This is a genomic window from Chitinolyticbacter albus (assembly GCF_024437655.1).
GTDB lineage: Bacteria > Pseudomonadota > Gammaproteobacteria > Burkholderiales > Chitinibacteraceae > Chitinolyticbacter > Chitinolyticbacter albus.
Window position 1 is genome coordinate 64,009 of the sequence record NZ_JANBVF010000022.1, and the last position, 22,222, is coordinate 86,230.

16 protein-coding genes are annotated in these 22,222 nt (G+C 65.1%); 2 read left to right on the plus strand and 14 right to left on the minus strand.

From position 1 onward, the window contains the following. Nucleotides 1-78: 78 nt before the first annotated feature. From nirD to mfd, 5 genes are all read right to left on the minus strand, one after another. Entirely contained in the window at nt 79-411 is a 333-nt protein-coding gene (gene nirD, locus NLI84_RS13765; protein WP_255991062.1) for a nitrite reductase small subunit NirD, read from the minus strand. Then, nucleotides 408-2,855, minus strand: a complete 2,448-nt coding sequence (gene nirB / locus NLI84_RS13770) for a nitrite reductase large subunit NirB (RefSeq protein WP_255991063.1) — start codon at nt 2,853-2,855, stop codon at nt 408-410. The genes nirD and nirB overlap by 4 nt, the downstream gene beginning before the upstream one ends. A gap of 48 nt (nt 2,856-2,903) precedes the next feature. Beyond that, nucleotides 2,904-4,121: a nitrate/nitrite transporter gene (locus tag NLI84_RS13775; RefSeq protein WP_255991064.1), complete on the minus strand. Its 1,218-nt coding sequence runs from the start codon at nt 4,119-4,121 to the stop codon at nt 2,904-2,906. A gap of 441 nt (nt 4,122-4,562) precedes the next feature. After that, nucleotides 4,563-5,267 carry a UPF0149 family protein gene (locus NLI84_RS13780; protein WP_255991065.1) on the minus strand — a complete coding sequence of 235 codons (705 nt, stop codon included), beginning with the start codon at nt 5,265-5,267 and terminating at the stop codon, nt 4,563-4,565. 45 nt (nt 5,268-5,312) lie between these two features. After that, a complete protein-coding gene (gene mfd, locus NLI84_RS13785; protein WP_255991066.1) occupies nt 5,313-8,732 on the minus strand; it encodes a transcription-repair coupling factor in 3,420 nt (1,139 codons plus the stop codon). Between the two features lie 192 nt (nt 8,733-8,924). Between mfd and NLI84_RS13790 the strand changes: the two genes are divergently transcribed. Then, entirely contained in the window at nt 8,925-11,399 is a 2,475-nt protein-coding gene (locus tag NLI84_RS13790; RefSeq protein ID WP_373316961.1) for a bifunctional diguanylate cyclase/phosphodiesterase, read from the plus strand. Between the two features lie 25 nt (nt 11,400-11,424). Beyond that, entirely contained in the window at nt 11,425-12,171 is a 747-nt protein-coding gene (rlmB, locus tag NLI84_RS13795) for a 23S rRNA (guanosine(2251)-2'-O)-methyltransferase RlmB (RefSeq protein WP_255991068.1), read from the plus strand. 1 nt (nt 12,172) lies between these two features. Here rlmB and NLI84_RS13800 read toward each other — a convergent pair whose 3' ends face one another. The 9 genes from NLI84_RS13800 to NLI84_RS13840 all read right to left on the minus strand — a co-directional run bounded on the left by NLI84_RS13800 (nt 12,173) and on the right by NLI84_RS13840 (nt 22,177). Further along, on the minus strand, nt 12,173-12,751 hold the full coding sequence (locus tag NLI84_RS13800; RefSeq protein WP_255991069.1) for a WG repeat-containing protein: 579 nt from the start codon (nt 12,749-12,751) through the stop codon (nt 12,173-12,175). Nucleotides 12,752-12,793: 42 nt separating this feature from the next. Next, nucleotides 12,794-13,633: a phosphoserine phosphatase SerB gene (gene serB / locus NLI84_RS13805; RefSeq protein WP_255991070.1), complete on the minus strand. Its 840-nt coding sequence runs from the start codon at nt 13,631-13,633 to the stop codon at nt 12,794-12,796. A 67-nt stretch (nt 13,634-13,700) separates the two neighbouring features. Continuing rightward, entirely contained in the window at nt 13,701-15,137 is a 1,437-nt protein-coding gene (locus NLI84_RS13810) for a GNAT family N-acetyltransferase (protein ID WP_255991071.1), read from the minus strand. Between the two features lie 212 nt (nt 15,138-15,349). Then, nucleotides 15,350-16,114 (minus strand): ParA family protein, encoded by a 765-nt coding sequence (locus NLI84_RS13815; RefSeq protein ID WP_255991074.1) that lies wholly within the window; start codon nt 16,112-16,114, stop codon nt 15,350-15,352. A 66-nt stretch (nt 16,115-16,180) separates the two neighbouring features. After that, nucleotides 16,181-17,653, minus strand: a complete 1,473-nt coding sequence (locus NLI84_RS13820) for a hypothetical protein (protein WP_255991075.1) — start codon at nt 17,651-17,653, stop codon at nt 16,181-16,183. After that, a complete protein-coding gene (locus tag NLI84_RS13825; RefSeq protein WP_255991076.1) occupies nt 17,650-18,468 on the minus strand; it encodes a hypothetical protein in 819 nt (272 codons plus the stop codon). The genes NLI84_RS13820 and NLI84_RS13825 overlap by 4 nt, the downstream gene beginning before the upstream one ends. Before the next feature lie 39 nt (nt 18,469-18,507). After that, a complete protein-coding gene (locus tag NLI84_RS13830; protein ID WP_255991077.1) occupies nt 18,508-19,731 on the minus strand; it encodes a hypothetical protein in 1,224 nt (407 codons plus the stop codon). A gap of 15 nt (nt 19,732-19,746) precedes the next feature. Next, a complete protein-coding gene (locus tag NLI84_RS13835) occupies nt 19,747-21,021 on the minus strand; it encodes a hypothetical protein (protein WP_255991078.1) in 1,275 nt (424 codons plus the stop codon). Between the two features lie 112 nt (nt 21,022-21,133). Then, nucleotides 21,134-22,177, minus strand: coding sequence for a hypothetical protein (locus tag NLI84_RS13840; RefSeq protein WP_255991079.1), 1,044 nt, complete (start codon nt 22,175-22,177; stop codon nt 21,134-21,136). Nucleotides 22,178-22,222: the final 45 nt, after the last annotated feature.

The window sequence follows — 22,222 nt, forward strand, 5'->3', positions numbered from 1 at the left end:
CGCAGCAACCGGAATGGACTGAAGTCCATGAGGATTGCGAGCACCGCGCAACGCGGTTCTCGATGCGCGCAGTAGGCCTCATGCCGATGCCAACGCTAGGAACACGTCGCCGTCGCGCACTTCCACCGGATAACGCCGCGCACAGCCGACATCGGGTGCCTTGGCTTCGCCCGATTTCAGGTCGATGTTCCAGCTGTGCAGCGGGCAGGTCACCGTCTCGCCGTGGACGATGCCTTGCGACAAGGGGCCGGCCTTGTGCGGGCAACGATCGAGCAGCGCAAACACGTTGTCCTCGGCGGTGCGGAACACGGCGATATTGCCGGACGGGCACTCGACCAGCCGGCTGCCCAGCAGCGGGATCTCGTTTACCGCGCAGACGCGCAGCCATTGTTGGGTGGCAGGCGCGTTCATGCCGGCTCTCCTGCGGGGATGAGTTTGATCGGGATGTATTCCTGCTTCTGCGCGCCGGCGATGCGGGCTGCCCACGGGTCGGGCAAGCCTTCGAGCGCATACAGTAGCCGCTCGTACAGGGCCTTGCGGTTGGCCGCATCGTCGACGATCTGGCGCTTGATGTAGTCGAGCCCAACGCGGGCGATGTAGTGCACGGTGCGATCGAGGTAATACGCTTCCTCGCGATAAAGCTGCAGGAAGGCGCCGCTGTACTCCTTCACCTCGTCGCTGGTCTTTACCTTGGCGAGGAACTGCGCGACCTCGGTCTTGATGCCGCCGTTGCCGCCGACATAGAGCTCCCAGCCACTATCGACGGCGATCACGCCCACATCCTTGATGCCGGCCTCGGCGCAGTTGCGCGGGCAGCCCGATACCGCGAGCTTCACCTTGTGCGGGCTCCACATATTGGCGAGCATCGTTTCCAGATCGATCCCCATCTGCGTGCTGTTCTGCGTGCCAAAGCGGCAGAACTCGCTGCCCACGCACGTCTTCACCGTGCGGATCGACTTGCCGTAAGCGTGGCCGGAATTCATGCCCAGATCCTTCCACACGTTGACGAGGTCCTCCTTCTTCACGCCCAAGAGATCGATGCGCTGGCCGCCCGTCACCTTCACCATGGGCACCGCGTATTTGTCGGCCACATCGGCGATGCGGCGCAATTCGGACGGGTTGGTCACGCCGCCCTTCATCTGCGGGATCACCGAGAAGGTGCCGTCCTTCTGGATATTGGCGTGCACTCGCTCGTTGACGAAGCGGCTTTGCGGGTCGTCCACCGCCTCCTTGGGCCAGGTCGAGAGCAGGTAGTAGTTCACGGCCGGACGGCAGGTGGCGCAGCCGTTGGGCGTGCGCCATTCCAGAAAGCGGTAGACCGCCAGGTGCGTGGTCAGGTGCTGCTCGCGGATCGCCTTGCGTATTTCGCCATGGGTGTGGTCGGTACAACCGCAAACCGCCTTGGTCTTGGGCGTTTCCTGGAAGCTCGAGCCCAGCGTGTTCATCAGAATCTGCTCGACGAGCCCCGTGCACGAGCCACAGGAGCTGGCGGCCTTGGTGTGCTTCTTCACGTCGTCGACGGTGAAGAGGCCCTGGTCCTTGATCGCCTTGACGATGGTGCCCTTGCATACGCCGTTGCAGCCGCAGACCTCGTCGCTATCCTGCATCGCGGCGGCGCGGCTCTGCCCGGCGACGCCGACGTCGCCGATGGCCGATTCGCCAAACATCAGCGTGTCGCGCAGGTCGTTGATCTTGCGCCCCTCACGCAGCAGCTTGAAATACCAGGCGGCATCCAGGGTGTCGCCATACAGGCAGGCGCCAACCAGCTGGTCGTCCTTGATCACCAGCTTCTTGTACACGCCACCGGCCGGATCGCTGAGCACGATGTCCTCGCAGCCTTCGCCACCCATGAAGTCGCCGGCGCTAAAGAGATCGATGCCGGTGACCTTGAGCTTGGTCGACAGCACCGAGCCCTGGTACTGACCGATGCCGAGCCGTGCCAGATGGTTGGCGCAGACCTTGGCCTGTTCGAACAGCGGCGCGACGAGGCCATAGGCGACGCCGCGATGGCTGACGCACTCGCCCACGGCGTAGATGCGCGGGTCGAACGTCTGCAGCACATCGCTGACCACGATGCCGCGGTTGCAATAGAGCCCCGCGCTTTCCGCCAGCGCGGTGTTGGGACGGATGCCGACTGCCATCACCACCAGCTGGGCCGGCACCTCCTCGCCGCCCTTGAAGCGCACCGCACAGGCTTCGCCCTCGGCGTTGCCGACGATCTCCTCGGTCTGCCGGCCCAAGAGGAAACTGAGGCCGCGCTCCTCGAGTGAGCGGCGCAAGAGGCCGCCTGCGGTGGCGTCGAGCTGGCGATCGAGCAGCCAGTCACCAAGGTGGACCACCGATACCGTCATGCCGCGCAGCTTCAGGCCGTTGGCCGCTTCCAGCCCCAAGAGGCCACCGCCGATGACGACCGCGTGTTTTTTCGCCGAGGCGGCGTCCATCATCGCTTGCGTATCGGCGATATCGCGGTAGGCGATCACACCGCGCAAGTCCTTGCCCGGTACCGGCAACATAAAGGGCGTGGAGCCGGTGGCCAGCAGCAGCCGGTCGTACTCGGCCTCGCCGCCGTCGTCGGCGATCACCCGGCGCCGCGCCCGGTCGATCCGGGTGATGGTGCGGCCGGTATGCAGCGTGATGCCGTTTTCCTCATACCAGCTGCGAGGATTGAGCACGATATTGTCGAATTCCTGCTCTCCGGCCAACACGGGCGAGAGCAGGATGCGGTTGTAGTTGGGGTGCGGCTCACTGCCGAACACGGTGATGTCGTAAAGATCGGGCGCCAGCGCCAGCAGCTCTTCCACCGTGCGGATACCGGCCATGCCGTTGCCGACGACGACGAGTTTCATCTTCTTCATGATCAGTCTCGCTCTTTCAAATCAACATGGATTGCCTGCGCGGCGGATTCAGACACGCGCGGTGGCTACGGCCCAGCCGCTGCGCCATTGCTGCTTCACGGTGGAGAGGCTCACCCAGCCCAGTGCGGCCAGGCAGGCGAACAGCCACAGCCCGCCGGCGTAGTCGCCGCTGTGCTGCTTGATCGCCGCGAGACTCGCCGCCAGGGCGAAGCCGCCGACACCGCCGGCCATGCCGATGAGGCCGGTCATGATCCCGATGTCCTTGCCAAAGCGCTGCGGCACCAGCTGGAACACCGCGCCATTGCCTGCGCCCAGGCACAGCATGGCGGCGATGAACAGCACCAGTTGCACCACGGCGCCGCCGGGGTTGAAGCCCGCGATGCCTATCAACAGCGCAACGGCCGCATACACGCCCAGCAATGAGCGCGTGCCGCCGATACGGTCGGCCAGCACGCCACCGAGCGGGCGCATCGCCGAGCCCGCCAGCACGCAGGCTGCGGTGGCCCAGCCCGCCAGCTTGGGGGCAAAGCCGAACTGGTCACTGAAATAGCCGGGCAGGGCGCTGGCGAAGCCGGAAAAGCCGCCGAAGGTGAGCGCGTAGAAGAACATGAACCACCAGGCATCGCCGTGCGAGAGCATGCGGCCGTAGTCGGACCAGCGCTTCTTCTGCACCGCGCCCGGCGCGTCCTTGGCGCAGCGCCAGTACACGGCGAGCACCACCAGGAGCGGCAATACGGCGATGCCGAACACGTTCTGCCAGCCGAAGGCCACGGCCAATGCCGGCGCGAACAGCGCCGCCAGCACGGTGCCGGAATTGCCGGCCCCGGCGATGCCCATGGCCGTGCCCTGGTGCTGCGGCGGATACCAGCGCGAAGCCAGTGGCAGCGCCACGGCGAACGAGGCGCCGGCAATGCCGAGCAGCACGCCCAGAATCAGCGCCTGGCCAAAGCTGTGAACGCCCAGTTGCCAGGCGCCAAGCAGCGTGACGATGATGGCGACCTGCGCATACAGCCCCGTGCGCTTGGCGCCCAGCCGGTCTGCCAGCATGCCCATGGCCAGCCGCAGCAAAGCGCCGGCGAGGATGGGCGTGGCCACCATCAGGCCGCGCTCTTGGGTCGAGAGCGCCAGGGTCTGTGCGATCTGGATTTGCAACGGTCCCAGCAGGTACCAGACCATGAAGCTCAGGTCGAAATAGAGAAAGGCCGAAAACAGCGTGGGGGTGTGGCCGGCCCGCCAGAAGGAGCCGGCCTCGTTCGTGCTCGCCATGGTGCATTCCTCATGCTGGCCGCGCACTGCGCAGCCGAAAACAAAAACGGCATCCGACCAACCCGGTGGGCTGGAGGGACGCCGTTGTCCTGTTGCCCGCGATGCGGGCCATTCGATCCTAAGGGGTGGCAGCGAGCCACCTATCGACGAGCACTCGCAGTCGATCGCCTTGCAACACCAGCACGCCGTTGCGCTGGTCCCGGGTACTTCAGCAAAGGCCATGCCAAGTGCGTGGCCGAGCTGCAGGGCGCATGTTTGCTTGATTTGTGCAGAATATTCCGCTTGTGCGCCGCACTAGGATTGTGCGGATGGCGGCCGCCGCTGTGCGATTACGGTGCGGTGCAACATGAATGAAAACCCTAAGGCACACGCGCTCGGCGCTGCGTTCTGGCAAAGAAAAACCGGGCCTGGGGCCCGGTTGTTGGTGGAGCGTCGGCGTGCTCAGGCGCCGTGGCACTTCTTGTATTTCTTGCCCGAACCGCAGGGGCAAGGGTCGTTGCGGCCGACCTTGGGTTCGTCACGTTTTACCGTCTCGACCTGGCCGTATTTCTGCTCCAGCCAGTAGAACATCACGTCCTCGACATGCCAGGGCAGCTCGGACACGCGCTCCTCGCGCGCCTTCACCGTGAGCACATCCTCGTTTTCGTCCTCGGGGTGGTGGCCTTCCTCCAGCGCGAGGATGGCGGCGACCGAGTTGTAGAACTCCTCGTCAGCGTCCAGTGCGGCTTGCCACACCTCTTCATCGGCGAGCATGCCAAGGCGGAAACCGGAGGCCCAGTAGGCGCCGAGCGATTCCTGCCATTTCTCGTCCGCGCCTTCGTCCGACAGGATCAGCGGGTAGTAGAGCGGTTCCTCGCCGACATTCTCGCGGCGCTTGGGCGCGAACGAGGCGCTGACATGCGCCGCGTGGCGGCGGATCAGGCCGAACACCTCGTCGGCTTCCTCCTGGTCGGCAAACTCGGGCGGCGTGCCGGCGAACACCTGCGGCAGCCATTCCTCTTCGGCAATCTCGCGCGGACCGATGGCGAGTGCGACGAGGAAACCGTCGAGCATTTCCATATCCATGGTTTCTTCGGGGGTACGCGGCGACATCAAAAAAGCATCGAGCCGGTCGAGTTCGTCGTCGGTCAGCGGGGCGAGGGACATCAGTTTTCCTTGGGTTCTATCGTTCGATTCGATTGGGGGGAGCGCTCAGCCCAGCTCTTTCAGCAGCTCTTTCACCCGCACCGCGCGCAGCGCCGGTTCGGGCCAGTTGCCTTCCACGCGCAGGCGATCGGGCGGGACCATCTTGTAGTGCTTCTTGCTCTGTACGAGTCCGATGATCTTGAACGGCTCGATCACCGTGTTCTTGGCGAAGGTGATCACGATCGCGCTGTCGGCCGCGTCGATCTTCTGGATGCCGAGCGGCTTGGCGAGCATGCGCAGCCGGTGGCAGTCGAGCAGTACCTTGGCGGCATCGGGCAACAGGCCGAAGCGGTCGATCAGCTCCTGCATCAGGTCATCGAGCTCGTCGGCTGATTCGCAGTTGGCAAGGCGCTTGTAGAGGCTGAGTCGCTCGTGCACGTCCGGGCTGTAGTCGTTCGGCAGCAGCGCAGGAGCGTGCAGGTTGATTTCGGTGGTGACGCCAAGCGGCTGCGACAGATCGGGCTCCTGGCCTTTTTTGAGCGCCTTCACCGCTTCGTTCAGCATCTGCGAGTAGAGCGAGAAGCCGATTTCCTGCATCTCGCCCGATTGCGAATCGCCCAGCACTTCGCCCGCACCCCGGATTTCCAGGTCGTGCATGGCGAGGTAGAAGCCGGAACCGAGCTCCTCCATCTGCTGGATCGCTTCCAGCCGCTTCTTGGCGTCGCCCGAGAGCCCCTCGACATCGGGCACCAAGAGGTAGGCGTAGGCCTGGTGGTGCGAGCGGCCAACGCGGCCGCGCATCTGGTGCAGCTGCGCCAGGCCGAACTTGTCGGCACGGTTCATCAAGATGGTGTTGGCGTTCGGGATATCGATGCCGGTCTCGATGATGGTGGTGCACAGCAGCAGGTTGAAGCGCTGAGCCGAGAAATCGCGCATCACGTGCTCGAGTTCGCGTTCGCGCATCTGGCCATGCGCTACACCGATGCGCGCCTCCGGCAGCAGGGCGGCGAGCTTCTCGCGCATGTTGTCTATGGTGTCGACCTCGTTGTGAAGGAAGAACACCTGGCCACCGCGCTTCAGTTCGCGCAGGCAGGCTTCACGGATCACGCCGTCGCTGTATTTGGCGACGAAGGTCTTGACCGACAGCCGCTTGGAAGGCGCGGTGGCGATCACCGAAAAGTCGCGAATGCCTTCCAGGCTCATCGCCAGCGTGCGCGGGATGGGGGTGGCGGTCAGCGTCAGCACGTCGACGTCGGCGCGTAGCGCTTTCAACTGTTCCTTCTGCCGCACGCCGAAGCGGTGCTCCTCGTCGATGATCACGAGGCCCAGGTTCTTGAACTGCACATCGGGCTGCACCAGCTTGTGCGTGCCGATCACGATATCGACGCCGCCCTCGGCCAGGCCCTTGAGCGCGATATTGACTTCCTTGGTGGTGCGAAAGCGACTGAGCTCGGCGATCTTGATCGGCCAATCGGCGAAACGATCGGAAAAGGTCTGGAAATGCTGCTCGGCCAAGAGCGTCGTCGGCACCAGCACAGCGACCTGCTTGCCACCGGCCACCGCAGCGAAGGCGGCGCGCAGCGCAACCTCGGTCTTGCCAAAGCCCACGTCGCCGCAGACGAGGCGATCCATCGGCCGGTCGATGCGCAGATCGATCAGCACGGCCTCGATCGCGGCGGCCTGGTCGGCCGTTTCCTCGAAGCCGAAGCCGGCGGCGAACGCCTCGTAGTCATGATGGCCCCACTCGAAGGCGTGGCCCTTGCGCGCGGCGCGCCGGGCATACAGGTTCAACAGTTCGGCCGCGGTATCGCGCACCTGCTCGGCGGCGCGGCGCTTGGCCTTGTCCCAGGCGCCGGAACCGAGCTTGTGCAGCGGCGCCGTGTCGGTGGCGCCGCCCGAGTAGCGCGAGATCACATGCAGCTGGCTGACCGGCACATAGAGCTTGTCGCCGCCGGAGTACTCCAGCAGCAACAGCTCGGTCGCGCCTTCGCCCAGGTCCATGCTGGTCAGGCCCATGTAGCGGCCGATGCCGTGCGCCTCGTGCACCACGGCGTCGCCAATCTTGAGCTCGGAGAGATCGCGCAGCATCGCGTCGGTGTTGCTGCGCTTTTGCTGGCGGCGGCTGCGGCCCTGCACCACGGTGGCGTAGAGGTCGGCCTCGGTGATGATAGCGGTCTGCGGATCGGCGAGCGCGAAGCCGTTGTAGAGCGGGCTGGCGGCCAGCATCACCCTATCCTTGGCGTCGACGAAGGCCTGCCAGCTCTCGGTGAGCGCGGGCTTGAGGCCATACTCGGCGAACATCTGCGCCATGGTCTCGCGCCGGCCCAGGCTCTCCGCCGTGATCAGCACCCGGCCGGGCCAGCGCGTGACGAAATCATTCAGTCGCAGGATGGGGTTGTCAGCGCGCCGGTCCACCTGCAACGCCGGCAGTGGCTGGCTGAACGCCGTATCGCGCTCACCCAGTTCCAGACGCGGGTAACGCTTGATCTGCGCGAAGAGCTCGTCCGCGGGCAGATAGAGTTCGCGCGGCGCGAGGATGGGCCGGTCCTTCTCGCCCGACAGATTGCGATAGCGATCCTGGGTGTCCGCCCAGAAGCGCGCTGCGGCGCCCTGCACATCGCCGGTCAGTGCCAGCAGGGTGGCGGGCGGCAGGTAGTCGAACAGTGTGGCGGTGTGATCGAAAAAGAGTGGCAGGTAGTACTCGATGCCGGCGGGGGTAACGCTGCTGCTGATGTCCTTGTAGAGCCGGCTCTTGCTCGGGTCGCCCTCGAACACCTCGCGAAAGCGCTGGCGGAACTTGCTGCGCCCGGCGTCATCCAGCGGGAACTCGCGCGCCGGCAGCAATCGGATCTCCGGCACCGGGTAGAGGCTGCGCTGGGTGTCGACGTCGAAGGTGCGGATGGTCTCGATCTCGTCGTCAAAGAGATCGATCCGGTAGGGCAAGGGCGAACCCATCGGGTAGAGATCGATGAGGCCACCGCGGATTGAATACTCGCCCGGGCTGTAGACCTGGGTCACATGGCTGTAGCCGGCGAAGGTGAGGTCGGCGCGCAACTGGTCGGCATCGAACTTCTGCCCCTTCTTCAGCATGAAGGTGTAGCCGGCCAGGTACTCGACCGGCGCCAACCGTCCCATCGCGGTCTGCAGCGGCGCGATCACGATGTCCGCCTCGCCCTGGCGGATCTGCCACAGCGTGGCCAGCCGCTCGGAGATCAGATCCTGGTGCGGGCTGAAATGATCGTAAGGCAGCGTTTCCCAATCGGGCAGCATGACGATGCGGGCATCGGGCAGCCAGAATGCGAGTTCTTCCTTGAGCCGGGAGGCAGCTGCAGCGCTGTCAGTCAGGATGGTGAGCGGTCGAGCGGCTTGCGCGTAGCGCGCCAGCAACAGGCTGTCGGCGGAGCCATGCGGCGTGGCAAGGCTGAGGCGTTCTCCGGGGCGGGGCAGGGCGGTCACGGCGGCGGGGGGCGAGGGGCAAAGCGGCATTATACCGGCAGGCTGATGACACTCGCGGCGGTGTGCTTGCTTTTTCAGTAGTCATGACGAATGATTCGGCACTTGCCTTTGTCAGGCCGGACACCGCAACGCGGTGAAAACACGGCGAAAAGTGCCCAGCCACACCTCTCTTTATCCATGTCGCGTCTTCTGCCTCGCTTTTGGCTCGCGCTCGCGCTAGTCATGCTCGCCCAGCTCGCCAGCTGGGCCTTTGCCGTCCGTGGTCATGACGCGCCCATGCTGGCCATCGCGACGGGAGTCTCGGTGACGCTGCTGCTGCGCTGGGGCCACGCGTGCCTGTTGCCGATCGCCCTGGGTAGCCTCGTTTATCCCCTGCTCGCCGGGCTGCCACTTCCGGCCACGTTGGCGCTGGCCTTGCTGCAGACGGGTGAAGCGTGGTTGATCCTGGTGCTGATGCCATCCTCCGTGCGCGACAGTGACTGGCGGGTCGCCGAGGGACTGCGTTTCATTGCGGCGGGCCCCGTGCTGGCGGCCGGCATCGTCGCCAGCATGGGCAGCGTGTTCGTGCGTCTGTTTCTTGAAGATGGTATTGCGTCGCTGTGGACGCAATGGCTGATGTGGTGGTGGGCTGATGCGCTGGCCATGCTGATCGCCGTGGCCTTGCATGTCGGTTACGGCTCGAGGCGCCGCGATGCCCAGGGCAGGATAGAACTGGCGACGCTATTGGCCACGGCCGTGCCGACGACAGGGCTGATCTATTTCCCACCCTGGCCGGGCCTCGGTAATCTGCAGTTCCTGCTGTTTCCGCTGATGGCCTGGGCGGCGTTGCGCGCGGGGCTGTTTGCATCCGGCCTCGTCGGCTTGATCGCGGCAAGTGGCGCCGTGTTGGCCGCACACGCGAATACGCTGGCGCCAGCCGATTGCCTGGCCGCCGTGACCATGCAGGCGGCAGTGATGATGACCGGCGTGATGCTGTCGTTGTCGCACCGCGAGGGCCTGGCGGCCGCGCGCGACGCGCGCCTCTCGGGCCAGGTGTTCCAGAATGCATCCGAAGGCATTCTGATCACCGACGCGCAGGCACGCATCGTCGCGGTGAATCCGGCGTTCTCGCGCATCACCGGTTTTGAAGCCGGCGAGGCCATAGGCCGCTGTTCGCGCATGTTCGGCCCCAAGGGGCAGGAACTCAGCCCGGATATGCTGCACAAGCTGGCCGAGGATGGTTATTGGCAGGGCGAGATGCTCGATCGACGCAAGGGCGGCGAAGCGTATCCGGCGTGGCTATCGATCAGCGCGGTGCGCGACGAGCGCGGCCAGGTCTCGAACTACGTCGGCGTGTTCTCCGACTACACCAATCGCAAGGAAGCCGAGCAACGGCTGCACTTCTTGGCCAACCACGATGCACTGACGCGGCTGCACAACCGCAGCGCGATGCACGAGGCGCTGGCACAGGCGGTGGCGCGCTCCGGCGCCGAGCGGGTGCAGATGGCGCTGCTGTTCATCGATCTGGATCGCTTCAAGGCGATCAACGATACGCTGGGTCACGACGTCGGCGACGAGCTGCTGAAGGTGATCGCCTCGCGCCTGCGCGACAGCGTGAAATCGACCGACGTGATCGCCCGCCTGGGCGGCGACGAATTCACGGTGCTGCTGGAGAACATCCTCCATATCGATGACGTAACGCACGTCGCCGAGCGCCTGTTGCAGCTCTTGTGCCAGCCCATCGTCATCCATGGCCAGGAGCTGTTCGTCACCTGCTCGATCGGCATCAGCCTGTATCCGGGCGATGGCAGCCTGCCGGCGCAGTTGCTGAAGAACGCCGACGTGGCGATGTATCGTGCCAAGGAGCTGGGCAAGAACAACTACCAGTTTTTTTCGCCCGAGATGAACGCGCGCGCCTTTGAGCATCTGGTGCTGGAAACCAGCCTGCGTCATGCGCTCGAACGCGACGAGCTACGGCTGCATTTCCAGCCGCAGATCGACGTGGCGACCAACGAGCTCGAAGGCGTGGAATGCCTGATCCGCTGGGAACACCCGGAGCTCGGCCTCGTGCCGCCCGCAAGCTTCATCCCGATCGCCGAGGAAAACGGGCTGATCGTGCCGATCGGCGAGTGGGTGATGCGCGAGTCGTGCCGGCTGATGCGCTCGTGGCAGGACCGGGGTTACATGATTCCGCGCGTGGCGATCAATTTGTCGGCCAGGCAGTTTCTGCGCGAACAGCTGCCGCAGCAGGTGGCGGGGGCGCTCAAGGCCTACGATATTGCGCCGCAGCGGCTGGAACTGGAAATCACCGAAAGCATGATCATGCAGAACCCGCAGCGCGCGGTCAGCGTGCTCGGCGAATTGCGCGCCATGGGCGTGAAGCTGGCGATCGATGATTTCGGCACCGGCTACTCGTCGCTATCCAACCTCAAGCATTTCCCGCTCGATACGCTGAAGATCGATCGCTCGTTCATCGTCGGCGTCCCGGAGGACGAGGACAGCGCCGCCATTACCGAGGCCATCATCGCCATGGCCAAGAAGCTGCGGCTCAAGGTGGTGGCCGAAGGCGTGGAAACGCTGGGCCAGATGCTCTACATGCGGCGCAGCGGTTGCCACGTGGTGCAGGGCTACCTTTACGCCATGCCGCTGGACGATGAGGCCCTGCTGCGCTACCTTGCGCGCGAAGGCTACACCACCACCGGCCGCGTCGGCGTCTAGGACGCGGCTCCCTCCTGGATTCTCCATGCAAAAGAAGACCCTCCACGGCTTTCACGCCGTCAGCGCCCGTTTGAAGCGCTTCCCCGACAGCGTGCTCGAGATCTACCTCGACGCCGGGCGTAACGACGTGCGCGCGCGCGATCTCGCCAGGCTGGCTGAAACGCACGGCGTGAAGGTGTTGCATGTCGACGACAAGCGCCTGACCGGCATCGCCGGCGACGCGCGCCACCAGGGCGTCGCTGCACTGATCGACGCCGGCAAATCGTATGTGACGCTGGACGATGTGCTCGACGACCTCGCCGAGCCGCCATTCCTGCTGATCCTCGACGGCATCACCGATCCGCACAACCTCGGCGCCTGCCTGCGCGTGGCCGATGCGATGGGCGTACACGCCGTGGTCGCGCCCAAGGACAAATCGGTCGGCATTACCGCCACCGTCTCCAAGGTGGCGTGTGGCGCCGCCGAAACCGTACCCTACGTGATGGTGACCAATCTCGCGCGCACGCTGCGCGAGCTGAAGGACAGGGAAATCTGGATCGCCGGCACCGCGGCCGACGCCGATGTCGACCTGCACCATTTCACCGCCGGCGCCGGCCCCATTGCCTGGGTGCTCGGCAGCGAAGGCGAAGGCATGCGCCGGCTGACGCGCGAGCACTGCGACGTGCTCGTGTCCATCCCGATGTTCGGCGCGGTGGAAAGCCTTAATGTCTCGGTCGCCAGCGGTATCGTGCTGGCGGAAACGCGCCGGCAGCGCACGGTGGCTGGCGGCTGAATCAGCGCTCCGGCACCGGGCCGGTTTCCCGACCACGACGGTCGATGTAGAACCAGCGCCCTTCGCTCAACGCCAAGTGCGCATTGTCGACCCAGTAGTGAGCACCGTATATGGGGACACAACCCTGGCACGCTTTAGCCACGCCGTCTTCAAATGGCCACGCCCAGTCATAGCGCGGCGGGATCACCGGGTTGAAGCGCCGGTCATAGAAACCGATCTTGCCGTCGTGTTGGCCGCGCACCAAGCCCTCGGAATAGTAGTCGGCGCCATTGTCGAAAGTGATCACGGCCAGCGTTTTGCCATCGCGCCGCACGTAGTAGTGCTGGCCTGCCACCCTCAGCGTGGCAAGGTCGTCTTGGTCGAACACCATGCGCTGCAGATGTCTTGCGCTGATTTGCAGCGTGTCACCGCGCTGGGTGGCGCAGCGCGAATGGGGGGCGAGTTCGCCACTTCGCTCGGCGTACCAGCATGTCAGCGGCGTTGGTGAAGATGCCGTGCCTTTAGCATCCTCAGCACCCTGAGTGCTGTATTGCACCAGCATTAAAAGTAAACCAACCCGGGCGAAGAAAGTCAGCTTCATGGCGTTAGGTGCTCCGCATCTTCCGCCATGACCCCGCCTCGCTCAGCGGAAGTAGTTAAGCACGCCGTCGAGCCCGACGTGGTTGATGCAGTAGGGCGCCTCGGCCTGCACCTTGGGCTTGGCGTGGCAGGCCACGCCGAAGCCGGCCTCGTGCAGCATGGGCAGATCGTTGGCTCCGTCGCCCATGGCCACCACCTGCTCGCGGCGCAGGCCCAGTTCCTCGCGGTAGCGGATCAACTCCGCCTTCTTGCGCTCGGCATCGACGATGTCGCCGTTCACTCGGCCGGTGAGCTTGCCGTTTTCGATCTCCAGCACATTGGCGATGGCGCGGGTCAAGCCGAGCCGCGACTGCAGCCGCTCGGTGAAGTAGGTAAAGCCGCCCGAGATCAGCAGCGTTTGGGCGCCAGCGGCATGAAAGCCCTTGAGCATGGCTTCGGCACCCGCCATCAGCTGCAGGCGTTCGTCGTAGACCCGGCCGAGCGCGGCTTCTTCCAGCCCGGCCAACAGTGCGACGCGGCGCGTCAGGCTGGCCTTGAAATCGAGCTCGCCACGCATGGCGGCGGCGGTGATTTCGGCCACCTGCGGCTTGATGCCGACCATGTCGGCGATCTCGTCGATGCATTCGATGGTGATCAGCGTCGAATCCATGTCCATCACCACGAGGCCAATGTCGGCGACACCGAGGTCCTCGGGGATGAAGGCGTAATCGAGCTGGGCCGATTCGCAGAAATCGGCCACCGCCTCGTCGTTGTCGATATGCGCACCCAGCAGCTTGAATGCCTGCGGCGTGATCGCCTGGATCTCGTAGGCATCGGACAGGCGGGCGAGTTGCTTCAGATCTTGGGTGGCGACTTCGGGCGCCTGGATGACGAGTCGGTGCATGCGTTGCGTTTGCGGCAAGAGAGGAGCCCGGATTGTAGCAGGCCCCGCCGGACAGGGCCTGCTCCCGCTAGTGCTGTTGGGCGGCGTAGGCCGCAAGCAGCTCGGACAGTGGGATGCCGTCTATGGTCAGCCCTTCGGTCTGGCATTGCGCCAGCCGCACGTTGGTGAGATCGCAGCCGACGAGCTCGCTTCCGGCCAGGTCACTGTGCGCGAAGTACAGTGGCCGCCGCTCGCCGAACCAGCCCTGGTTGCAGTGCTCGAAACGCACGCCGCCGATTGAGACATGGCGCAATACGCTGTTATCGAATCGCGCATTGCCGATCTCAAGCTCGCTCGCATTGCAATTGCTGATGAAAAGGCCGCGCAGATCGCTGTTCTGCGCCCGCACGCCGGCGAGATTGCTGTTGCTGAAACTGCTCCTGGCCATATCCACTTCGTAGAAATCGTGCTCCGCCATCTCGCTGCCACGGTGGCGGCGTGCCCGCCGCAAGTCGTCGGCCACGTCGTTGCGCTGCGGCAGGTGCTTGACCAGGTAGTACTCGTCATCATCCATGCCGGCAATCTCATAACCATTGCGCTGATAGAACGGCAGGTTGCGCGTGCTATGGCGGGTGGTATCGAGCGTCCACAGCGTCACCTGTGCAAACCGCGTTTCGACCAGCGCCAGCACCTTGCTGCCCAATCCCAGGCTCTGGAACGCCGGTTCGAGATAGAAGAACTCGATGCGCGCGTGCTCATGCCCGGAATGGCTGACAAGGATCACGCCCGCGAGCTCGCCATCGAGCTCGATGCGAAAGTACTGGCCGTTGCGGCTGTGGTAACGCTGCATCGCGGGTTGGTCGTGATCGGGGATGAAGGGCGCGTGCTCGCCGAGCCAGCAGTGGGTTTCGACGTGAGCGGCACGAACCATCAACGCCGATATTGCTTCGGCGTCGTGCTCCCCGGCAGGGATCAGAGCGAGCTGCTGGGGCGCCCGGAGTAGCATGCAGCGCCCGAATACCTGGTCGTTGCGGATCACCTGGCCATGCGGCTGAAAGCCGCAGGCGTGTAGTGCTTGCTGCGATGAGATCTGGTCATGACGCACCATGGCTATCAGCGCGACCCAGCCACTGTGAGCGAACAACCAGCGGCTGGTGGCCCGTAGTGCCTCGCTAGCGTAGCCGCGACCGCGATGCTGGCGCGCTAGCGCGTAGCTGACCGCGGCGGTGTCCGGCGGGGTTTCAGGATCGGGCCGGACATCCAGCCAGCCGATGAGTTCGCCATCATGCAGGCAGATGGCGAGCGGCAAGGCCAGTGCGGCAGGGTCGAGCCTGGCATTGTCCGTGATGCAACGCGCGTCCAGCCAATTGCGGCATCGTTCGCGGCTTATCGCCCAGTCGGGCAGGGCGTCGGTGATCTCGGGCTGCTGGGCCAAGGTGTGCAAGACATCGAGATCGAGCGGTGTGAAGGTGCGCACGCACAGGCGCGCGGTGTGGATGCGCAAAGGGCGCAATGAACGTTCCATGATCGGTTCCTGATCGGCATGATGCAAACGCATTGCCACGTGGGGCAATGCGGGTTGGGCGGGGGAGGTTGCCGATCAGTGAGGCATCAGGAATGTTCCATGGCGAGTGCGCGGGCACGATAGCGAAAACGGCGTGCGCGCGCCATTCCCCGGATTGTGCTTCTGAAGCGTCGGCGCAAAGCGGGCGTTTCCCACGGCCGGACGAGCGCAGTCTAGAGACGCAGCAAACCGCTTTCGACCAGCTCGTCGAGCAGGAAGGAGAAGTCGTGCGCTGCGCCGCTTTCGGGGGCGAAGGCAAAGATATCCTCGCCGGTGCCGGCGGCAGCGCCCAGCACTTCCTGTTCGCGGATGCGGGTACGCATCAGCTCGCTGCCCCAGCGCTGGCTGAGCTGGCCCAATACCTTCTCGGAGGTGACCTGGCCTGGCACATAGCGGTTGAGCAGGTAGCGCCGCGGGATACGCGGCTGGAACTTGGCGAGCCCGGCCAGCGTGCGATCGAGCAACACCGCGCCATTGAGCGCGAGAAAATCCGCCGCCACTGGCACCAGCACCAAGTCCGCCGCAAACAGCGCAGAAAACGCCAGCGGCCCCAGCATGGGGCTGCAGTCGAGCAGGATGGGCACGTCGGTGCCGGCGAGCATCTCGGCCGTGAGGCCCAGCTTGAGCCGCCAGACATGATCGCGATGCCGCACGACTTGCGTATCGACCTTGGATAGCTCCAGATGCGAAGGAACAAAGTCGATGCCGTGGCGGGTTTGCTGCACCAGATCCGAGATGCCACTGGTGCCCTGATAAAAGCGCAGGATGGTGTCGCCGGGCTTGGGCGTGACGCGCCACATCGCAGTCAAATGCGCCTGCGGATCGAGATCGATCACCAGCGGCGCAGCGCCATGACGAGCAAGCGCGGCTGCTAGGTTGGCGGTCACGGTGGTCTTGCCCACCCCGCCTTTTTGGTTGAATACCGCTATCGTCGTCATCTTGAGCTGCGCGGACTCGGAGCTTGCGACCTTATTCCAAAATGCTGACGCAGGGAAGAGCGCCGCTCATGTCCGTGAAGCGCCGGTTCCAGTCCCCGTTCCAGCCCCCGTTCCGGTTCCGGTTCCAGTGCCGGTTCCAGTTCCGGTCCCAGTCCCAGTCCCAGTCCCAGTCCCAGTCCCAGTCCCAGTCCCAGTCCCAGTCCCAGTCCCAGTCCCAGTCCCAGTCCCAGTCCCAGTTCCGGTTCCGGTTCCGGTTCCGGTTCCAGTTCCGGTTCCGGTTCCAGTTCCGCGGGCCGTGGCCGGGTCGGGCACTGTCAGTGGCGGGCTGGCCGGGGCGATACGGCTGGCGTCGCTGACGGCGGTGCTGGTGGCGCTGCTACGCTCGCGCTCTCCGGTGAGCTGGGCGTCCAGCCGGGCGCGACGCTCAGTGCTGCCGTCGCCCGTTTCCGCACTGGGGTTGAGCGAGGCATTGCGGATGCGATCCGCCTGGGCTTGTGCCGCCATGCGGTTGAGCGGCAGGTAATCGGTGCGGAAATTGAGCTCCACCGACGAATTGAGCTCCAGATCGGTGTTGATCTCCTCGGTGCGCTGGGTGCGCTGGGTGGAGACATAGCTGATGGTGTTTTCCGCCTCGGCGCTGACACCCCATGGCCCCAGGCTGGCTCGCGCGCCCGCGCGTATCCGGTTCTGCATGCCGAACTGGCTGCCCTGGTCGTCACTGGTGGCGCTGCGGGTGTCGATATGAAAGCGCATCGACGCGTTGATCCTGCCGCTGTCGATCACGATGCGTTGCATACCCATCATCACCATGGTTGCCAGCATCTGCTGACGCTGGCGCGCGATCTGGCGCCGGGCCAGCGGCACCAGCTGTTCCGGATTGCTGGCCTCGACCGTCTCGCCCGGCTCCATGCCCAGCGCCGTACGTATCGTATCGGCGTCGGGCATGCTGGCGCCCGCCTTCAGCCGCAGCCGGATTTCCTCGATGTCCTCCGGATCGACGGGCTCGCCCGGTTCCAGCTCGGGTTCGTCGTATTCGATGTGATCGGGGAAATGGTCGGCCACCCAGCGCCGCACCTGTGAGGTCGGATACTGGGTGCGCTCGAAGCCCGAGGCGGATGCTGAGACATTGTTCAAGAGCTCGACATACATCTGCATCTGCTGCGAAGTCGAATCGAGCATCGCGCGGAACACGCCTTGCACCAGATCGGTAACGAAGCGCGGGAACGATACCGCGCCCAGCACGTTGCGCGTGGTCTCGGCGATACGGTCGGTGGCGGTGCCGAATGCCGGCGCATCCTGTGCGCGCGCCAAAGGTGCTTGGCGGGGCAAGGCCGCATCGGCCGCGTGCTCTTCGGCGATCAGCGTCGCGGCCAGCGCCGAGACCTTGACCATGGCCTGCGCCAGAGCCCGACGCTGTTCTGCTCCCAGCTCCTGGTAGGCGGGCGACTGCTCCAGCACGCCGCGCACGGCCTGGCGCAGCCAAGGAGGCGGCTCGGGAGAGGCAAGGGCGGCGGGTGCCGCGGTGGCGACGATGCTCATGGCCGTGCCGGCAGGCTGCCCCAGGCCATCAGCCAGCGCTGCGCCGCGCCAAACAGGCTCTCGGGTCCACCGAGCCCGCCCACGCCGGCTTCGGGCCGGGCCAGCCAGCTCATGAGCTCGACGCCGGCGGCACCGAGTTCGGCGTATTGCCTGGCCTCATGCTCGCTGCGCTCGCCACTGGCGGCCACCAGCCCCCATAGGCTGCGCACCGAGAACGCGGCGAGCAGGGGCCGCTCGCGCAAAAAGGCCGAAGCGTCGCGCACCGCTTCGAGCACATCGCGCGCGGCGAAGGCCACCATGCCGCCGCTGCGGCTGAACAGCAGCTCGCGCAGCGCCCGTATCGCCAGGTTGAGACCCACTTCCTCGCGCACGTCGCGCGTGCCGCCGTTGTCGGCGAGCGCCAGGATCGCATCGCACAGTCGCTGCATCATGGGGTAGAACACCTGGGCTTCGAACACCTGATCGAACAGTGCGCGGCGCTCGGTCTGATCGAGGCGCTCACGCCTGGTGCGCCAGAAACGGTTGATCGCTTCGGCGGCGGCGCCGAGCGGTTGCGTGATGGCCCCGCTGGCAAAAAGGCCCGCTACCTGTTCGGCCGTTGCGAGCAGCCCGGCGCGCTCCAGCTCATGCGCCAGATACAAGGGCCCCAGCACATCGAGCTGGGCCAGGTCATCCTGGCTGGGTGCGGCCGATGGCAGGTCGATATCGCCGAGTTCCGCCAGTGCCCGCGCAGCGACTTCATGGCGATCGAGCACGCCGAACGCGCAAGCCAGTGCAGCGTGCAGCGTGCGTTCGCTCTGGGGCAGGGCGGGCATCGGTGAGTCGGCCGGATGATTCATCGCCTTACCCCAGGATTAAGCGGTCGCAGGCGGATTGGCCGTTGTCGGTGCGGCCTGGGCCTGCTGGCGCTGGCCCGGCAGGTAATTGGGGTCGTACGGCGTCGCATTGCCTTGTATCGATGCGATCATCGCTGGCGAGGCAAGCTTTTCCATAGGGAAGTAATCGGACTTGAAATTCACCCGCACTTCGCCGGTGAGCTTGGCCTTCATCTCGGCCTTGGATTCGCTGGTTTCATCGACCGAGGACGAAACCGTGGTCATATGGCGCTGCTCGTTGGTATTCACTGAACCGGCAGCCCCCCAGCCAAAATGCACGCCGGCAGCCGAGACGTTCTTGTTGCGGCTCGATTGGCTGTCGTAGAGCGAGGCGCCAGCGTCGCGCTTGGCCTGATCGGAACTGCGGAAATCGAACACCACCTTGGCGTTGATCAGGCCGTCGGTGACGACGATGCGGTTGATACCCAGCATCACCATCGATGCAAGCAGCTGCTGGCGGCTGCGTGCCATCTGCAGTCGTGCCGCCTGCACCAGCCGGCCTTCCTGCTCGGGATCGGACAGGTCGGTCACCGCCTTCGCCAGGTTCATCTCCTGGCTGACGCGCTGCAAAAAGCCTTCCTCATCCTCAGCCTGCAGCGCCAGCATCGGGTTGCCGGTTTCGCCAACGCTCGATTCATCGAGCCCCAGCTCGCCGGGAAACTTGTCTGTCAGCCAGTCGCGCGCATTGTTGAGCGAGATATTGTCCTGCGCGAACTGATCCACTGTCTGTGCCACGGACTTGAGCATCTCGGCATAGGCATTCATCTGCTGGATCGACGTGGTCACGATGGCCTGGAACACGTTCTGGATCAGCCCGCCGACGAACTGCGGAAAATCGACCGCGCCGACGAACTTGCTGAATTGCTCGCCACCCTCGCGCATCGCGCCGGCCTCGAAATCCTTGCCGGCGAAGGTGCCGACCTTGTCCGATGCCTTGAGCTTGGCGTTGTCCACGGCATCCTGCGCATGGGACAGCACGCTCCTGCCCGGTGTCAGTTCCTCCTTGGCGAGGCCCTGCGGGTTGCTCATATAGGCTGCCACGCGGACCATGTTGCGCGCGATGTCACGCTGCTCGTCGGCCGAGAGCGCCCGAAAGCCTGGCGACTGCTGCAGCAGCTGGCGCACCTGCGGTCGCACCGCGGTCAGCGTCTCGTCGTCGAGCCAGGCTGGATCGCCTGCTGCAAGGGAAGAGGGCGGGTTCATGATCGCTCTGCTCGATCAGGCGGCGGGGGCCGCAGGACTCGCCGGGGCGGGCGCGGCTGGGCGATTGACGATGTTCTTGACCATGCCCGGCTGCGCGTTGCCCTGGATCGCGGCGATTGCCTCGGGGTTGGCGAGCTTCTCCAATGGCAGGTAGTCACTCTTGAAGTTGACCTCGACCACGCCGGCCAGCGACGCCTTGGTGGTCAGGCTCGCGTCGATCGAGGTCTGCGAGGCGGAGGCGAGCTTGAGCACCGGTTGCGAAGTGTTCTTGTATTCGCCCTTGGAGTAGTAGCTCGAATCGCGGCTGCCGCCCTGGTAGCTACCGTCTGCGCCACGGCTGGCGCCTTGGTGCGAGCTGGCGCTTTCGCCTTCGTAGGTGCCGCTGTTGGTCGTTGCGTACTGGTCGCCATAATCAAAGCGCTGTGCGCTCTTGCGGAACTGCATGTTGTCCCGCGCCTGGAAGTCGTACATCACCTTGGCCTGGATCTTGCCGTCGGTGACCACGATGCGGTTGATCCCGAGCATGATGGTGGTGGCCAGCAGCTGTTGTCGGCTGCTGGCGAGTTGGGTGCGCGCGGCGGGTACCAGCACCGCCTCGACTGCCGCGTCGTCCAGCCGGTTTAACGGCTGCTCCAGCGGCAGCGACTGGTTCAGGCGCGTCATCGCGGTGCGCTCATCCACGCCCTCGCGTATCTGTACCCGCGGCCCGCGCGAGGCCCCGCTATCGCCGCCGAAATCCCCTCCGAAGTCGCCAGTATCCATCGTCAGCTCGAACACATCGGGAAACTGCTCGATCAGATGGTCGCGCCCCTGGTTCTGCGTGGTGTTGTCGTCGCGGAACTGGCTGAGGCTCTTCGACACATCGGCAACCAGCTTGGCATAGGCTTCCATCTGCTGGATCGAGCTGGTGACGATGGAGTGGAACACGCCGTCGATCAGGCCGGCGACGAATTCGGGAAAGTTCACTGCCTCCAGCAAGGCCCCTGCCACGGCCGCGCCTTCGCGCGCGCTCTGTGCGGTGAATACGCCTTCTTCCTCGCCGCCGCCGCTGCGGTTGGCCGTCAGGCGGCGGCCCGCTCCCTGCTCGGCCAGCGCACGAACGGTGGGCGACTGCTGCGTCGGCGCAATGCGCTCACCGCCCGGCTCGGCCAGGTAGGTACCGATCTGTACCAGGTCGTTGGCGAGCTGGCGGCGCTTGTCGCCGTCTAGCGCACCGAAGGCCTCACTGCGCTCCAGCAAGGCGCGCACTGCCTGGCGCGTGGCGTCAACGTTCTCTTGGCTGGTGGGCATGACTTGCTCCTGGGTTGGGGCTGGCGGGGTGTGGTGCGGCAGGAACGGGAAAGTGGTATGGGGCCTTGCTGCGGTTCCACTGTCGTCCGTCTTCAGCGATCCATGGTCTGGGCTATCCGTAGGCCTGTGCCTGCTCGAGGGTGTCGCGCATTTCGAACTCGATAGGCCGCACATACAGGCTGATCCGGGCCTGGGCTTTCGGCGTGACCCGCACACTCAGCACCGAGAAGTGGCCCGGCTCGTTGACGTCGTTCATGCCAAAGGCAGTCAGCCAGCGCTCCATCGCGGCAAGCTGGCGCGGTCGCTCAGCAAGGCCCAGGCGCAGCAAATCGAGAAAGCGGCTCGGCAAATCGGGCAGGGCGGAGAGCAGAATCTCGAGTTTCAGTTCGACGCCATCCTGGCCCTGGCGAAAGCCCAGCAGCACGCCGCCGTGGGGTAGCTCGAAACGCCCACCCAGGGCCACACCCACCACCCGCATCAGGCCGGGCAACTGGTGGCCGATGCCGAGCCGGTTCATCAAGGGCCCCAGCGTTGCCACGTTGAGCGCGCCACGATGCATGAAGGTGACGCGCTGGCTGCCCAGATCACGTTTGCAACCGATCGAGGTAAAGATCGGAAACAGCGAGGGCAGCTCGCTCATGACGAGCTGGGTGAGCCGGGAGAGCTCGGGCGCCAGCGCGTTGATCTGCGAGGGCATCAGCTCGTAGTAGATCTTGGCGGCGTAGAGTCCGTCCTCGTCGAAGGCGCTGCCAAACCAGGCGCCATAAGACATCCAGCCCAGCCCGTTCATGCCGCGCCATTCCTCGCTGCGCTGATCGAACCAGCGCAAGGCCTGGTTGCCGAAGCACGGCGCGATCAGCCGGCGCATTTCGCGCGTCGCCTCGTCGCGGCGCGCCACCGGCGGTGCATTCGGACCGAGTGGCTCGATGGTGAAGCGCAGCGCATTGGGCTCGGCCTCGGAAAACGAGGGCTCGAACGGCACCGCGCCCGGGGTGAGCGCATTGTCGGCGTAGGAAATATCGTCCTCGGGCAGGCTGAAGCTGCGATCGATCAAGCCTTGGACATAGGCCAGCGGGCTTTTCACCCCGAGCGCGCTCGACGCCTGGGACAGCGAATGCTTCACATAGTCGGCCATCGGCCGCTTGGCGGTGGGCATGGCAAGTACTCCTGGTTGACCGTGGACGATCAAAGTCCGCCGCGG

Bases quoted from the DNA above. Each gene is read 5' to 3' on its own strand.
- nirD (WP_255991062.1), bottom strand. From the start codon at position 411: ATGAACGCGCCTGCCACCCAACAATGGCTGCGCGTCTGCGCGGTAAAC.
- nirB (WP_255991063.1), bottom strand. From the start codon at position 2,855: ATGAAGAAGATGAAACTCGTCGTCGTCGGCAACGGCATGGCCGGTATC.
- NLI84_RS13775 (WP_255991064.1), bottom strand. From the start codon at position 4,121: ATGGCGAGCACGAACGAGGCCGGCTCCTTCTGGCGGGCCGGCCACACC.
- NLI84_RS13780 (WP_255991065.1), bottom strand. From the start codon at position 5,267: ATGTCCCTCGCCCCGCTGACCGACGACGAACTCGACCGGCTCGATGCT.
- mfd (WP_255991066.1), bottom strand. From the start codon at position 8,732: ATGCCGCTTTGCCCCTCGCCCCCCGCCGCCGTGACCGCCCTGCCCCGC.
- NLI84_RS13790 (WP_373316961.1), top strand. From the start codon at position 8,925: ATGCTCGCCCAGCTCGCCAGCTGGGCCTTTGCCGTCCGTGGTCATGAC.
- rlmB (WP_255991068.1), top strand. From the start codon at position 11,425: ATGCAAAAGAAGACCCTCCACGGCTTTCACGCCGTCAGCGCCCGTTTG.
- NLI84_RS13800 (WP_255991069.1), bottom strand. From the start codon at position 12,751: ATGAAGCTGACTTTCTTCGCCCGGGTTGGTTTACTTTTAATGCTGGTG.
- serB (WP_255991070.1), bottom strand. From the start codon at position 13,633: ATGCACCGACTCGTCATCCAGGCGCCCGAAGTCGCCACCCAAGATCTG.
- NLI84_RS13810 (WP_255991071.1), bottom strand. From the start codon at position 15,137: ATGGAACGTTCATTGCGCCCTTTGCGCATCCACACCGCGCGCCTGTGC.
- NLI84_RS13815 (WP_255991074.1), bottom strand. From the start codon at position 16,114: ATGACGACGATAGCGGTATTCAACCAAAAAGGCGGGGTGGGCAAGACC.
- NLI84_RS13820 (WP_255991075.1), bottom strand. From the start codon at position 17,653: ATGAGCATCGTCGCCACCGCGGCACCCGCCGCCCTTGCCTCTCCCGAG.
- NLI84_RS13825 (WP_255991076.1), bottom strand. From the start codon at position 18,468: ATGCCCGCCCTGCCCCAGAGCGAACGCACGCTGCACGCTGCACTGGCT.
- NLI84_RS13830 (WP_255991077.1), bottom strand. From the start codon at position 19,731: ATGAACCCGCCCTCTTCCCTTGCAGCAGGCGATCCAGCCTGGCTCGAC.
- NLI84_RS13835 (WP_255991078.1), bottom strand. From the start codon at position 21,021: ATGCCCACCAGCCAAGAGAACGTTGACGCCACGCGCCAGGCAGTGCGC.
- NLI84_RS13840 (WP_255991079.1), bottom strand. From the start codon at position 22,177: ATGCCCACCGCCAAGCGGCCGATGGCCGACTATGTGAAGCATTCGCTG.